Source organism: Coriobacteriia bacterium (assembly GCA_013336165.1).
GTDB lineage: Bacteria > Actinomycetota > Coriobacteriia > Anaerosomatales > JAAXUF01 > JAAXUF01.
The window spans coordinates 93,907-108,960 of record JAAXUF010000005.1 but is presented as its reverse complement, the minus strand read 5'-3'; the positions used below and the strand labels follow the sequence as shown (position 1 = coordinate 108,960).

General features: G+C 62.9%; 13 protein-coding genes. All 13 read left to right on the top strand.

Annotated features, from left to right (window positions below):
* Positions 1 to 3: 3 nt before the first annotated feature.
* The 13 genes from HGA39_05495 to HGA39_05435 all read left to right on the top strand — a co-directional run bounded on the left by HGA39_05495 (position 4) and on the right by HGA39_05435 (position 15,023).
* Positions 4 to 1,209 carry an ABC transporter ATP-binding protein gene (locus HGA39_05495; GenBank protein ID NTW28802.1) on the top strand — a complete coding sequence of 402 codons (1,206 nt, stop codon included), beginning with the start codon at positions 4 to 6 and terminating at the stop codon, positions 1,207 to 1,209.
* 26 nt (positions 1,210 to 1,235) lie between these two features.
* Complete coding sequence (locus HGA39_05490; protein ID NTW28801.1) at positions 1,236 to 2,072, top strand: ABC transporter ATP-binding protein; 837 nt, start codon at positions 1,236 to 1,238, stop codon at positions 2,070 to 2,072.
* The gene (locus HGA39_05485) at positions 2,065 to 2,781 is read left to right on the top strand and encodes an ABC transporter ATP-binding protein (GenBank protein NTW28800.1); all 717 of its coding nucleotides are present in this window, start codon (positions 2,065 to 2,067) and stop codon (positions 2,779 to 2,781) included. The genes HGA39_05490 and HGA39_05485 overlap by 8 nt, the downstream gene beginning before the upstream one ends.
* Positions 2,782 to 3,016: 235 nt before the next feature.
* On the top strand, positions 3,017 to 4,858 hold the full coding sequence (locus HGA39_05480) for a GGDEF domain-containing protein (protein ID NTW28799.1): 1,842 nt from the start codon (positions 3,017 to 3,019) through the stop codon (positions 4,856 to 4,858).
* Positions 4,859 to 5,011: 153 nt separating this feature from the next.
* A complete protein-coding gene (locus tag HGA39_05475; GenBank protein NTW28798.1) occupies positions 5,012 to 5,965 on the top strand; it encodes an ABC transporter substrate-binding protein in 954 nt (317 codons plus the stop codon).
* An 86-nt stretch (positions 5,966 to 6,051) separates the two neighbouring features.
* Positions 6,052 to 7,182 (top strand): ABC transporter permease, encoded by a 1,131-nt coding sequence (locus HGA39_05470; protein ID NTW28797.1) that lies wholly within the window; start codon positions 6,052 to 6,054, stop codon positions 7,180 to 7,182.
* Complete coding sequence (locus tag HGA39_05465; GenBank protein ID NTW28796.1) at positions 7,179 to 8,327, top strand: ABC transporter ATP-binding protein; 1,149 nt, start codon at positions 7,179 to 7,181, stop codon at positions 8,325 to 8,327. The genes HGA39_05470 and HGA39_05465 overlap by 4 nt, the downstream gene beginning before the upstream one ends.
* A gap of 1 nt (position 8,328) precedes the next feature.
* The gene (locus tag HGA39_05460) at positions 8,329 to 9,081 is read left to right on the top strand and encodes an ABC transporter permease (GenBank protein ID NTW28795.1); all 753 of its coding nucleotides are present in this window, start codon (positions 8,329 to 8,331) and stop codon (positions 9,079 to 9,081) included.
* Between the two features lie 106 nt (positions 9,082 to 9,187).
* Positions 9,188 to 10,591, top strand: a complete 1,404-nt coding sequence (gene tilS, locus HGA39_05455) for a tRNA lysidine(34) synthetase TilS (protein NTW28794.1) — start codon at positions 9,188 to 9,190, stop codon at positions 10,589 to 10,591.
* Between the two features lie 43 nt (positions 10,592 to 10,634).
* The gene (gene hpt / locus HGA39_05450) at positions 10,635 to 11,180 is read left to right on the top strand and encodes a hypoxanthine phosphoribosyltransferase (GenBank protein NTW28793.1); all 546 of its coding nucleotides are present in this window, start codon (positions 10,635 to 10,637) and stop codon (positions 11,178 to 11,180) included.
* 112 nt (positions 11,181 to 11,292) lie between these two features.
* Positions 11,293 to 13,206, top strand: a complete 1,914-nt coding sequence (locus HGA39_05445; GenBank protein ID NTW28792.1) for an ATP-dependent zinc metalloprotease FtsH — start codon at positions 11,293 to 11,295, stop codon at positions 13,204 to 13,206.
* Between the two features lie 47 nt (positions 13,207 to 13,253).
* On the top strand, positions 13,254 to 14,375 hold the full coding sequence (locus HGA39_05440; protein NTW28791.1) for a GAF domain-containing sensor histidine kinase: 1,122 nt from the start codon (positions 13,254 to 13,256) through the stop codon (positions 14,373 to 14,375).
* Positions 14,376 to 15,023 carry a response regulator transcription factor gene (locus HGA39_05435; protein NTW28790.1) on the top strand — a complete coding sequence of 216 codons (648 nt, stop codon included), beginning with the start codon at positions 14,376 to 14,378 and terminating at the stop codon, positions 15,021 to 15,023. It abuts the gene before it with no gap.
* The last annotated feature ends 31 nt before the right edge of the window (positions 15,024 to 15,054 follow it).

Genomic DNA, 15,054 nt, shown 5'->3' with positions numbered 1-15,054 from the left:
AAGATGGATATCAAGACGGTTGTCTCTTCGGGCAAAATGAGCGCCACGAAGAAGGCTCTCTATTTCCTGCTGGCCATTGTGTTGATCGCCTCGCCGATCATCTTCGACGGTTTCGGCCTGTTCATCATGACGCGCATCATGGCGCTGGTAGGCATCTACGTCATGCTCGCACTCGGCTTGAATATCGTTGTCGGCTTGGCAGGTCTGCTTGACCTTGGCTACATAGCGTTCTATGCGATCGGTGCGTATTCGGGTGTGATCATAGGCGCAGCCGCCGTGAAGCACTTGCCGCCCGAGCTTGTTCCGTATTCGTTCTTCCTCATGATCCCGGTTGCCGGCGCATTCGCGGCTCTTGCGGGCGTCTTGCTCGGCACCCCGGTCTTGAGACTGCGAGGCGACTACCTCGCCATCGTCACGCTCGGGTTTGGGGAGATCGTCCGCATTATCATCAACAACAACGCATTTGGGATCACGAACGGCGCAGCGGGACTTCCTCGCGCCGGGCAGTCGATTCCTTCTCCGGCAGGCCTGGAGTACGCGACCGACAACTGGATCTTCTCGATCCCGGGCCTTGGGCCCAACGGCTTCAACTTCCAGTTTTCGAACAACTTGTACTGGTACTATCTGATCGTCTTGCTGTGCCTGCTCACCGTGTTCGTTGTGCGGCGCCTCGACCACTCACATCTTGGCCGCTCGTGGGCTGCGATGCGCGAGGACGAGGTCGCTGCGGCGTCCATGGGCATCAGCATCACCAAGACCAAACTCATGGCGTTTTCGCTCGGCGCCTTGTGGGGCGGAATCGCGGGTCTGACCTTCGCCAACTATCAAGGGTTCGTGAGTCCTGAATCGTTCACGTTTATGGAGTCGGTGTTCATCGTGTGCAGCATCGTAATCGGTGGTATGGGCTCGATTCCGGGCGCGATCATCGGTGCGCTGCTCATTCAGGGAACGCCTGCTGTGATTCAAGGCCTTGCGGCATCCGGCATCATCTCAGGCCTCAGCGGAGCACAGGTCACAGCGATCGGCAACTACCGTTTTCTGGTGTTTGGCGCACTCATGGTCGCGATGATGGTCTGGCGACCTCAAGGGATACTGCCGTCCAAACGCAGGGCCGCAGAGTTGCGGCCTGAGACCGCGGAGATAGCAGATATCGAGAGCGAGCAGCTCTACGACGCGCAACATGATGTGGGGCATCCCGATGACCAATAACACCCCGGGCGCAGGAGAGGTATGAAATGGCACGCCTGGTAGACGCACAGAATGTCACGATGCAGTTCGGTGGCCTGAGGGCCGTCAACAACGTGACAATGAACATCGATGAAGGCGAGATTGTCGCACTGATCGGCCCGAACGGTGCCGGAAAGACGACATTCTTCAACATGCTCACGGGCATCTACACGCCCACGCAGGGGGCTCTGACCTTCCGCGGGAACGTCGTGGGAGGCAAGAAGCCTCACGTGATCACGAAGATGGGGATCGCTCGGACCTTCCAGAACATCCGTCTGTTCCAGAACATGACGGCTCTTGAGAACGTCATGGTCGGCCGGCATACGCGCAGCAAGGCCACGATGTGGGGAGCCGTTTTCCGCACGCCGGCCTTCAAAGCTGCGGAAGCCGCGACCCAGGAGGAAGCATTCAAGCGGCTGGAGTTCGTAGGGCTGGCGGCGAGCGCCAACGAGCTCGCCAAGAACCTGCCCTACGGTGACCAGCGTAGGCTTGAGATAGCGCGTGCTCTTGCGACCGAGCCCTCGCTGCTGCTGCTCGATGAGCCTGCCGCCGGCATGAACCCGCAGGAGAGTCTGCGCCTCAACGCATTGGTGCGCAAAGTCCGCAACACTGGAGTGACGATCCTGCTCATCGAGCACGACATGAAGGTCGTCATGGACCTCGCCGACCGCATCTACGTGCTCGACTTCGGCGAGCTCATCGCGCAGGGCGGCCCTGCTGACATCCAACGCGATCCCAAGGTCATCGAGGCGTATCTCGGCAAGGGCGCTGATGCGTTGCTGGCCGAGAGGGCCGCCAGTGACGTCGAGGTATCTGCATCTGACAAGGAGCCGACGAATGGCTGACGCATTGCTCAAAGTCGACGGCATTCATTCGTTCTACGGAAAGATCGAGGCACTGAGGGGTATCTCTCTCGAAGTGAAGCAGGGCGAGATTGTCACGCTCATCGGCGCGAACGGAGCAGGCAAGTCGACGACGCTCAAAACCATCTCGGGACAAATTGCGCCCAAGGTGGGCAGTATCGTCTACGATGGCGCTCCTATCGGCGGAATGCCACCGCATCTGATCACTGCAAAAGGCATCATTCAGGTTCCTGAGGGCCGGAGGATCTTTTCTCGGATGACTGTCATGGAAAACCTCGAGATGGGCGCGTTCCTGCGCAAGGACAAAGACGGGATTCGCGCGGATCTCGAACATGTCTTCGAGCTGTTTCCGAGGATGAAGGAGCGGGTCGGCCAGCAGGGCGGAACGCTTTCCGGTGGAGAGCAACAGATGCTCGCGATCGGCCGCGCGATCATGTCGCAGCCGAAGCTCCTCATGCTTGACGAGCCTTCAATGGGCTTGGCGCCGGTTGTGGTTGAGCTGATCTTTGAGACGATCCTGAAGCTCCACGACGCCGGCATCACGATCCTGCTGGTGGAGCAGAACGCCAATATGGCGCTTTCCATCGCCGATCGCGGCTATGTGCTGGCCACAGGCGAAATCACGCTGACCGGCACCGGCAAGGAACTGCTTGCCAACGAAGCTGTCCGGGGAGCGTATCTCGGCGAGTAGATGTCTGAAGTGTGCGGCTTTGATTCAATGGCGGGGCGCCTTTCGAAAAGGGCGCCCCGTTTGCGTTGGTCCGGCCCGTTGCGAGGCGCATGAGAGATGCCAGTCTTCCTTAGTTTCACGGGTTTGTTACTAAGGTTTGCCAGTGTTCACACGGATCCAATGTCTTGGGGTCTCAGGGCTGTCGATACTCACTCATGCAGTGACAAGACGTGATCGCACAAGAGAGGCATTCCGAATGGGTCCTGTTGTCGGCGAGCACTGGAAGACGGTCTTCTCGCACCTCGATTTCGCCTTCCAGCCGATATGCAATCTGCACACCGGCTCCTGTTATGGCTACGAGGCGCTCGTACGCGGCTGGGATGCGCACTTTGGCTCGGTACATGAGATGCTCGATGCCGCGTTCGCCGAGAGGCAGATCTTCCAGCTCGACCTAGAGCTTCGCGCTCTGGCAATCGCGAAGTTTATTAGGCTTCCCAACCACGGGTCGGCCAAACTGTTCATGAATGTGGACAACAGGGTCATGGAGATGGCCGACTATCATCCCGGCGAGACCAATCGGATGCTCGCCGAACACGGTATCGCTTCGAGCAGTGTGTGTTTCGAGATCAGCGAACGTCACCGGGTTTCCGCGGGCAGTGCGCTCATGACCGTCGGAACGTACCGCGACCAGCATTTTCGCATTGCCCTCGACGATTTCGGGACGGGATTCTCGGGGCTTCAGATGCTCTACGAGACGCAGCCCGACTTCGTGAAGGTTGACCGCTTCTTCATCGGCGGGGCAAACACCGACTCTAGGAAGAGCCTCTTCGTCAAACACGTGGTCGACATGGCGCATCTGCTCGGAATATCTGTCATCGCGGAAGGCGCGGAAACGGAAGAGGAACTGCATTTTTGCCGGGAGATCGGATGCGATCTCGTTCAGGGGTACTTCGTTCAACGCCCTACAACCGAACTCGCCGATCTGCGCGAATCGTATCCCCACTTGGCGGAACTCGCCCAAAACGATCGTAGAAGCAAAGCAATGAGACTTCGATCGCTGCCTGTGGAATACGTCGAACCAGTCGGCGCGGACGATCGAGTCGACACCCTCATCGAGCGCTTCAAGGGAGCTGAGCGTCCGGCCTATGTTGCCGTGGTCGAGGGGAGTGGCGAGCCTCTCGGAATAGTCACTGAGCAGACGATGCGACCTTACATGTACTCGCAGTATGGCTGGTCGCTTCTCACCGGCCCCAGCGGGCGGACAATCCGCGAGTTGGTCACACGTACTGTCACGTGCGATGTCCACGCGGGGATTCAAGATGCACTCGGGCTCTTCTCCGTATCGACGCGTGCCCAAAATGGGATAGTCGTCACCGACAACGGTTGCTATGCCGGAATCCTCGCTCCTTCGGAGCTGTTGTCGGCCTTGCATGAGTTCGATTTAGAGAGCGCGCGCGATTCGAATCCGCTTACCCGCCTGCCGGGCAACGCTTTGATCAACGAGCATTTTCGAGGAGACTTGGCCGATCGAGACAAAGGCAGAGCATTTGTCTACTTTGATTTCGATCAGTTCAAGCCGTTCAATGACCTCTATGGATTTCGGGTGGGAGATCGGGCGATCCAGGTGTTCGGGGATCTGCTCCGGTCCTCCGGTGCCGAAAAACAGTTCTTTGTTGGGCACGTCGGGGGCGATGACTTCATTGCAAGCATTGGACTTGTCGGACGGAAGATCGATGAAGTGGTTGCGCTTGTCAGCGACCTATGTGAGCGCTTCGCACAGTCGGCAGCTTCCCTGCATTCGGCACAAGACAGGGATCGGGGCTGCATTATGGCGCCTGATCGAGACGGGGTAGTTCGCCGCTTCGGTCTTCTTGGCGTATCGGCGGGAGTGCTGGAGATCCCGTCGGGAGAGTTGAGGATCGCTGTCGAAGACATTCCGGCGCTGCTCGGCGCAGTCAAGCGCCGTGTGAAATCGGAGAGGTTGCGAGTGTTGCACGAGCGCTTGACGCCGTCGGGCGCGCGAGTCGAATGTATCGCTATTCCGCGCAATCCGATTTCCGGCTTCTGTCAGAATACCGCTGAACTAACGGCATTGTAGAAAGCGTCGGACTCTCGGACTCCGCGGTGATACGCACTTCGGCGCGATTGCCCTCAGCCGCACTCGGGCACAAACACTTCATCGTTCTGGAGCGCATCCGCTGTATCGTTGGCGGGAGTCCAGTGTCGGGGAGTCTGAAAGGGGAGCGGCGGGATGACAAGATCTTGGAGACGCATCGTCTCAATAGTCGCGGCCTTGGCGTTGTTGGTCGCAGTGGTGGGTTGCTCGGCGAAGAGCGGCTCAAGCGCTACGAAGGGCCCGATCACCGTCGGGTCGAAGATCGACACCGAAGGCACGATCCTGGGCCAGATCATCATGCAGACGCTCGCGGCCAATGGCTTCACCGTTGTCGACAAGACGCGTACGGGTGCCACAAAGGTCGTTCGCCAGGCATTGCTCGACGGGCAGATCGACGTCTATCCCGAATACACCGCCAATGCCGTGCTGGTCTTTCACGGCGACGTGAAAGTGGATGCGGCGGTGCTCAAGAGCGCCGACCAGACATATCAGACGGCGAAGACGGAAGATGCCGCAATCGGCATCGACTGGCTATCGCCCGCACCGGCAAACAACACATGGGCCGTGGCAGTTCCGAAGAAGTTCGCGTCTGCCAACAACATCACGACGCTTTCTGATCTCGCGACCTACATCAAGAAGGGCGGCACCTTCAAGATCGCAGGGTCGCAGGAGTTCTTCACCAGTGACGTCGCATTCCCGGCATTTGAGAAGGCGTACGGGTTCAAGCTCACCTCCGCACAGCAAGTCGCCTTCGCCACCGGCGATACCGCCGTCACCGAGAAGACCGCCGCCGAGGGTGCGCAAGGCGTGAACGCCGCCATGGCCTACGGGACCGACGGCTCGCTAGCCGCGCTCGATCTCGTGGTTCTGGGCGACCCGCTCGGCGTTCAGCCGATCTACCAGCCGGCTCCGACGTTCCGCGCAGACGTCACGAAGAAGTACCCTGAGATCGCAGGCATTCTGAATCCCGTGTTCGCCAAACTCGATCTGACCACGTTGCAGTCACTCAACAAGCAGGTCGACGTCGATGGCAAGAGCGCGAAACAAGTTGCTGCGGACTGGCTCAAAGCTCAGGGGTTCGTGAAATAGCGACCAACTGCACGCATCGGGGGGCTACCATAGCGAGAACGCCAGACATCATTGCCGAGGAGACCTCCGTCCGCGCGCGTGACAGGGTGGCCCTCTCGGGCGCACTTGTCGCGCTCGTGAGTTGCGTTGCGTTGCCGTTCGTGGAGTCGAGCGCGAATCGCATCGTCAGTGGCGTGCCGGTGAGGCTTTGGACGGCCGCGCCGCTCTGGGCAGCGCTGCTGTTCATCGCGCTGGCGGGCGCGCTGACGGCGGCCGTTGTGCAGTCGCAGGCTGCCCGGCGGTACCGCGGGCCGGCACTGCTCGCCTCCGCCGTGGCGACATGGGGCTGCTGGCTTCTGGCGCTGGGCTCGGCGGCGGTGAGGCTGACTCCGGCGGGGGACACACCTGCGCGGGTCTCAATCGGCGTGGGTGCGTGGCTCATGCTCGCGGGAGTGGTCGCCGTGTGGTATCAGGGGGCTCGCGCGTCGCATCGGATGGTCACCGTCGCAGCGGCTGGGGCAGCCATCGTGCTACCTGTGGTCGCCGTGCTGTGGGGCGGTCTCGCATGGTTGTCCCTGGCGCTCGAATACCGGGCGCAAGCCGACACGTTCTGGACGCTCGTCGTCAACCACATCTATCTATCGCTCGGCGGCACCGCGATCGCAGCCGCGCTGGGCATCCCGCTGGGCATCCTCGCGGCTCGCCGGCGCGTTGTGCGGGCGACCGCGATCCCGGTGGTGGGCGTCATCCAGACGGTGCCGTCGCTCGCGCTGTTCGGGCTGCTGATGGTGCCGCTGGCCGCTCTCGGCCTGCCCTCAATCGGGCCGCTGCCGGTGCTGATCGCGCTCACGCTCTACGCGCTGCTGCCGATCGTGCGCAGCACCTACCTCGGCATCGCCGGAGTCGACGCCGCGATCGCCGACGCCGGGCGCGGCATGGGCATGTCGCGCGCCGAGCTCCTGCGCCGGGTCGAGTTCCCGCTGGCGCTGCCGCTCGTGCTTGAGGGCGTCCGCGTAGCGCTCGTGCTCACCATCGGCATCGCTGCGGTCATGGCGATCGGCGGCGCGCAGGACCTGGGCACGCTGGTGTTTCTCGGCTGGGGATCGCAGGCGGCGGACCTCACGCTGCTCGGCGCACTGCCGATGGTCGCGCTTTCGATCGCGGCCGACCGCGGCATGCGTGCGCTTGAGCGCGCGATCGTCTCGCCGGGCATTCGTCGTGAAAGGGCCGCCGCATGATCACGCTCGAACACGTCGCCAAGCGCTATGGCGACCACACCGCCGTCGACGACCTCACGCTCGAGATCCCCGACGGCGAGGTCTGCGTGCTGATCGGCCCGTCGGGTTGCGGCAAGACCACAACGCTGCGCATGATCAACCGTCTCATCGAGCCCACATCCGGCCGCATCCTCATCGACGGCATCGACGCCGCCACACTCGTACCCGAGGAGCTGCGCCGCCACATTGGCTATGCGATCCAGTCGGTCGGCCTCTTTCCCCACATGACTGTCGCCGAGAACATCGCGACCGTCCCGCGCCTCCTCGGCTGGAAACCTTCGCGCATCGCGCCGAGAACGTCGGAGTTGCTGGAGCTCGTCGGCCTGAACCCGTCGGCGTACGCGGACAAGTACCCGCGGGAGCTGTCCGGCGGCGAAGCGCAGCGCGTCGGAGTCGCGCGGGCGCTAGCGGCCGATCCGCCGGTGCTGCTGATGGACGAGCCGTTTGGCGCGGTGGATCCGCTCACGCGCGACCGTCTGCAGGGCGAGTTCGCGCGCATCCAGCGGGAGTTGCGCAAGACCGTCGTCTTCGTGACGCACGACGCCGATGAAGCAATGCGCCTCGCGGACCGTATCGCGCTTCTGTGCGACGGGCGGCTCCAGCAGTACGACACCCCCGAGATGCTGCTCGACCACCCGGCGAACCAGTTCGCCCACGACTTCATGGGAGCCGACGCGGCACTCAAGCGCCTCGCCCGCGTGCGCGTGAGCACCGCCATGCGCACCGGCTTCCCCATGGCGCGCGTCGATGACCCCGATGAGGTCGAGCGCGCGGCCTGCGGCCCAGAGCAGTTCGTATACCTCACGGATGCTGCCGGCACTCTTGCCGGCTGGATCGACTGCCGCCGGATCACCCGCAGCGTCACGCCAGCCGAGGCTGCCACCCGCGTGGACTGGCGCGAGACCTCGGTCGCGCCCGACGCGTCACTCAAGGAGGCGCTTGCGCGCATGCTCGCGCTCGGATACCGGACGGTGCCGGTCGTCGACGAGGCCGGCCGCCTTCTCGGCGACATCTCGCTCGCCGACGTCGAGCGCACGCTCGAAACCAGCGACGCGTACCTCGCCGCGCCCTCCGTCTCGCGCCCCGCCGAGAACCCCGAGGCCTGACATGAGCGGGGTGCAGACTCGCGGGTGGGGAGGAACGGTCGGCGTGCTGGCGGGTGCAGTGGCGCTCGCGCTCGTGGTGGCCAATCAGCCGCTGGTGGCAAGCGCGCTCACGGCGCTGTTCGGCGAAGCGCGCGACCCGGTATTTGCGACGCCGCTCCTCGATCTCGCAGCGCGGCACCTCCTCATCGTCGCCATCTCTAGTGCACTCACGCTGGTGGTTGGCATCCCGCTGGGGATCTGGGTGACACGCGACAGCGGGCGGGATTTTCGAGAGATCGTCTCGACTGGGGTGGACTTCGGACAAGTGTTCCCGCCGATCGCCGTGCTCGCGCTCATGCTGCCGGTGCTGGGCATCGGGTTAGCGCCTGCGGTTGTGGCGCTCTTCCTGTACGGGCTGTTCCCGGTGGTAAGCGGCGTGGTTTCCGGGCTCGATTCGGTGCAGCCGGCCGTCATCGACGCTGCGCGCGGCATGGGGATGGGGCGTTGGCGCGTGCTGTTCACCGTCGAGCTTCCGTTGGCTTCCGGCGTCATCATGGCGGGTGTGCGGACCTCGGTGATCATCAACGTCGGTACCGCGACGGTGGCTGCGGCAACCGGCGCGGGCGGCTTGGGGCTGCCGATCTTCACCGGCATCAGCACGCAGAACGCGGGCATCGTGCTGGAAGGCGCACTCACAGTCTCGGCACTCGCGCTGGTGCTCGACGGCGCGCTGGCGGTTCTCGGCGGCTGGCTGCGGCCGCGGGGGAGCGCGTAAGCCGTTTGAGCTGTTCCCGTACGCCGAGGATGCGGCGCACACGGCGGAGCGGGAGGCCGCCGCTCGTGCGCTGGCGCTCCTGCCGATATATCGTTATCCTTCTCACATGGCATCTCTTCCAGAAACCGCACGCGCGACCGTCCAGCGTCGCGCCATGCTCCCGCAAGACTCACCTGTGCTCGCGCTCGTCAGCGGCGGCGCTGATTCCGTTGCGCTTCTGCGCCTGCTTGCCGCAGGGGATCTCGGCGAGACTGGGCCGATCTCGGTCCTCCACGTGAACCACCTCCTGCGCGCCGATGCCGCCGATGGTGACGCCTCTTTCGTGTCGGCGCTCGCAGCCGAGATCGGCGTTCCCTGCACCGTTGTGCGCTTCGATGTCGCGGCCTATGCCGCCGAGGAAGGCCTGAACCTCGAGGACGCCGGCCGCCGTATCCGCTACCGCTTCGCCGATGAGACGCTCGATGTCGCGTGCGACGCAGCGGGCGTGTCGCGCTCCGCTGGTCGCATCGCCGTGGCGCACCATCGTGACGACCGCGTCGAGACCTTCCTCATGCGCGCGATCACCGGCTCCGGCGCGGCCGGGCTCTCCTCGATCCCGTACGAGCGCGGCCGCATTGTTCGCCCGCTGCTCGATTGCGACCGCGCAGCCATCCGTGCGTACCTGCGCGACGATCTCGGCCAGCCGTGGCGCGAAGACGCCACGAACGCCGACACCACGCGACTGCGCGCCCTCGTGCGCACACAGATCGTTCCGGTCGCCGAGCGCGTGAACCCCGCCTTCCGCGAGACGCTGGCGCGCTCCATCGATCTCCTAGCCGCCGACGACGCGCTCCTGTCCCGCATGGCCTCCGACTTCGCCCGCGACTTCGCCGACATCACTCCCAACGAGCGCATCGAATTCGATCGCGCCTGGATACTGACGCTGGATCGCACGATGGCGCGGCGTACCATCCGCACGGCCCTCGCGGCGGCGTTTCCTGAGGCGTCTCGGCTGGAATCCTCACACATCGAGGCGCTCGTCGACGGCCTCGCGCAAGACGGCTTCGCCCGCGACCTGCCGTGCGGTCTGCGGGCTGAGGGCGAGTACGGTAAACTGATCGTCTCGCTCGCGGACACCGAGCCGCGTGCGGTGGCACCTTCCTTGCTCCCGATACCCGGTACCGTCGATCTCGGTCCGGCCGGGAGCATGATTGCCGAGGAGGTCTCGCCTGCCGACATAGCGGGCGGTCCCTGTTCGGTGACGATTGACGCGGGGAATGCGCGTACGCTCGTTGTGGATGCGCTGCGACCGGGGGATCGGATGCGGCCGTTTGGCATGGAGGGGACGCGAAAGCTCTCCGACCTGCTGGTCGACGCAAAAGTCCCTCGCCGAGAACGGCCGGCGGTGCCGGTAGTCAGGGACGGCGAACGCATCGTATGGTTGGCCGGTGTGCGCGTGAGTGAGGAGTATCGGGTCGGTCCCGGTACGAGCAGGGCCATGAAGCTCTCTTGGCTGAAGGCCGAGGACTAAGGGCAAATAAGCGAGTTCGTTGGTGAAGGGACGATCTGGGCGCATGGGACTTCATTCCGACATATCGCATGTGATCCTCAGCGAAGAGGACATTCAGCAGCGTGTTCGTGATCTCGGCGAGCAGATCAGCCGGGACTACGGCGACGAGCCCGTGCTTCTCATCGGCGTGCTGCGTGGTGCGGCGATCTTTCTCGCCGATCTCGCGCGCTCGATCTCCTCGCCGGTTGAGCTCGACTTCATGGCCGTGTCGAGCTACGGCTCGTCGACCAAGTCGTCGGGTGTTGTGAGGATACTCAAGGATCTCGATGAGACGGTCGAAGGACGCCATGTTCTCGTGTGCGAGGACATTCTCGATACGGGGCTGACTCTGAAGTACCTGCTCAAGAACCTCGCATCACGCAAACCTCGGTCGCTCGAAGTTGTGGCTTTCTTGAGCAAACAAGGCAAGCAACGGGTACTTATCAACTGTAAGTACGTGGGATTTGATGTACCTGATGAGTTTGTGGTCGGATATGGGCTGGACTACGCGGAGCGCTATCGAAATCTTCCCTATATCGGGGTCCTGAAGCCCGAAATCTACACCAGCTAGGCGTATCGGCTCACTACGGTTTCTCTTTTAGGAGCACCACGTGAATGTGAACAAGAACTTAAGAACCGTTCTACTGTATCTGGTTCTGCTGGCGGTCCTTGTGTGGGTCGTCATGGTCCAGATGGGTTCGCCCAGCACGACCAAGCCTACGGCACTCGCGACAAGCGAGTTCGTGACGGCGGTCAAGGACGGACGCGTCAAAGACGCGACATACGTCGTGAGCAGCAACGCCCTCACCGGTCACTACTGGGAGTCGGGCGCGGACAAGAACGACACCAACGTGAAGTCGTTCACGTCGACCTATGTCGGAGAGGACAACCTCGCCACGCTCATGGCCGACTACTCGGCAACCACCTATACCGTTGATGCATCCGGGCCGAACCCCTGGATCTCGATACTCTCGTCCGTGTTACCCATCTTGCTGCTCGTCCTGATCATGTTCTTCTTCTTGAACCGGATGCAGGGCGGCAACTCTCAAATCATGAGCTTCGGCAAGTCGAAGGCTAAGCGCATGACGCGCGATCAGCCTAGGATCACGTTCAAAGACGTAGCCGGCGCCGATGAGGCAATCGAAGAACTGCAGGAGATCAAGGAGTTCCTCGCCAACCCCGGGAAGTTCCAGGCTCTCGGCGCCAAGATCCCAAAAGGCGTTTTGTTGGTGGGCCCTCCAGGCACAGGTAAGACGCTGCTCGCGCGTGCAGTTGCAGGCGAGGCAGCCGTTCCCTTCTTCTCAATCTCGGGTTCCGACTTCGTCGAGATGTTCGTTGGTGTGGGAGCCAGCCGAGTGCGTGACCTGTTCGAGCAGGCCAAGGCCGCAAGTCCTTGCATCATCTTCGTCGACGAGATCGACGCCGTTGGGCGCCAGCGTGGTGCCGGACTAGGCGGCGGCCATGACGAGCGTGAGCAGACGCTGAACCAGCTCCTCGTGGAGATGGACGGCTTCGACATCAAGGACAACGTCATCCTCATTGCGGCGACCAACCGTCCCGATATCCTAGACCCCGCGCTTCTGCGCCCGGGCCGCTTCGACCGCCAGGTCACCGTTGATCGCCCGGACCTCAAGGGGCGTCTCGGCATCCTGAAGATTCACGCGCGTGGCAAGCCACTGGCCGACGATGTCGATCTCGAGGTGCTCGCACGCCGCACGCCGGGCTTCACCGGTGCCGACCTCGCCAACTTGGTGAATGAAGGCGCGCTGCTCGCGGCTCGGCACGGCAAGAAGAAAGTCGACATGGTCGAGCTTGAAGAGGGCATCGATCGCGTCATCGCCGGTCCGGAGCGCAAGAGCCGCCTCATCTCCGAGGAGGAGAAGAAGGTCATCGCGTATCACGAATCCGGGCATGCCATCATCGGCCATGTTCTGCCAAACAGAGATGTCATTCACAAGGTGACCATCATTCCGCGCGGCCGCTCTCTGGGCAGCACGTGGCATCTGCCCGAGGAGGAGAAGTTCCTCGGGACCAAGTCCGAGATGATCGCCGACCTCGCGAGCCTGCTCGGCGGGCGCGTGGCCGAAGAGCTCGCCATCGGCGATGTCACAACCGGCGCCAGCAACGACATCGAGCGCGCGACCAAGCTGGCCAAGCAGATGGTCACCAGATTCGGCATGAGCGAGAAACTCGGGCCGCAGACGTTCGGCGAGGCCAATCACGAGGTCTTCCTCGGGCGCGACTTCTCGGCGAATGCCGACTACAGTCCCGAGGTCGCCTATGAAATCGACAAGGAGGTCTCGCGCTTCATCGACGAGGCCTACTCGAAGGCTCGTTCCATCTTGAGCGAGCGCATGCAGCAGCTCGATCTGATGGCAAGCATCCTCATCGAGCGCGAGACGCTCGATCGCGAGGAGCTTGAGGCGCTGCTCAACGGCCGCTGGGAAGAGTTCCTCATCGAGAAGGCCGCAAGGCCGGTGCCGGAGCCTGAGGAGCCCTCGGACGAGCCGGAAGCGGAGAACAAGAGCGAAGATGAAGGCGGGGAGCCTGTCGGACCGCCGATGGCGCCGGGCGTCCCCTCGGCGTTCCAGTTGTAGGGATCGCTGCCGTAGAGGGCGCTGTCGTTGCAGGAGTTGGGGGAACTGTGGAGTTCGACCAGAGCCATCAGCTTGAGCTGATCGCGATGCTCGGCGAGGTTGCCGATGTGGTGTCCTCGTCGGGCGGGGTTGAAGCCGTCCTGAGCGGAATTGTGGAGCGCGCGAAGCGCATCACCGATACCGACAAGGCCGTCATCGTGCTCGCGGACTCGCATGGCGGGCAGCTGGACCTCGATACCATCGTGGTGCGCGGCCGGCGCAATGTGCATTCGCAGGCGTGGTGGGGGGAGCGGCTTGAGGAGCTCGGGGAAGCGGCGCTTGAAGCCGATGGCGTGCTCCTTGAGCATTACCCCGAGCACGACGCCTGGCTCCTTTTCAGCCCCGTGAAGGTCAAGGACCATCCGGTGGGGTTGATCCTCGCCATCAATTCGGCCGACCGGCCCTTCACCGAGACGCAGATCGCCTTCCTGTCGGTTCTCTCGGCGTTCGCCGGTGCGGCCGTCGAGAACGCCCGTCTTGCCGAGCAGAGCCGCTACGTCCTGCTCGCCAGCGAGCGCGACCGCATCGCAATCGAACTGCATGACGGCGTGGTGCAGTCGCTCTTCGCGATCTCGCTGGGCATGGAGATCGCCCGGAAGCGCATCGCTATGGACCCCGAGGGGGCGGCTGAACGCCTTGACCATCTGCAGCAGCAGGTCGACGATTCGATGACCGAGTTGCGCCACATAATCTACGACCTGCGGCCGATGAAGCTCGATGAGCTTGGCTTGGCTGGTGCGATCGAGTACTGGATTCACGAGGTCACCGTAGGCACGACGGTCCAAGGCCGACTCGTAGTCGAAGGCGCGATGCCTTCCATGCCCGCTTCTCGTGAGTCCTGCCTCTACTGCGTCGCAAAAGAAGCGGTCAGCAACATCGTCAGACATTCCGCGGCCGAGACGTTCGAGGTGAGGCTCACCGGGGCAGATGATGAGAGTGTTAGCCTCACGATCTGCGACAACGGACGGGGTTTCGACCCCGCGTTCAAGCCGGACAGCGGTTCTCACTCGGGCGTGGGCCTGCGCAGCATCCGCGAGCGCGTGTTCCGCGAAGGCGGCAGCCTCAGCGTGGAGAGTGCGCCCGGTCATGGCACGACCATCCGTGTCGAGTTTTCCGGGGCTGTGGCGTAGATGGAACAGATCAGTGTGCTCATCGCCGACGATCACGAACTGGTCCGATACGCGCTTCGCACGCTGCTCGAGAGCGAAGCGGACATTGCTGTCGCGGGCGAAGCCGCGGACACGCAGAGCGTGATTGACGAATGCACGAAATTGCGGCCCGACGTTGTGCTGCTGGATCTCAGGATGCCCGGAGCGGGTGGTGTTGAGGCCTGTCGAAGCATCTTACAGGCATCCCCTGAAAGCCGTGTGCTGGTTCTTACCAGCTTCGACGACGACGACGAGGTGTTCGGGGTGCTCTCGGCGGGAGCGTCCGGATACATTCTCAAAGGCACCAGGCCCGAAAGGATCGTCCGCGCGATTCGCGCTGTCGCCGACGGGCAGTCGGTGTTCGACTCCAACGTCGCAACACGCATCATTTCCGGGCGAACCCAGAAGGGCGCAGAAGGCGAAACGGATTCGCTGTCCGAGCGCGAACTGCAGGTGCTGCAACTCATGGCAAAAGGGATGTCCAACAAAGACATCGGGCGTGCGCTGTGGATCGGCGAGACGACGGTAAAGACCCATGTGAGCCACATCCTGCGCAAGCTGCGCCAAGCCGACAGGACCCAGGCCGTCTTGGTTGCCGTGAAGGCCGGAATCATCGGGCTAAAGCAGTAGCCAAAGGTCGTCTCAAACCACGAATACCGAC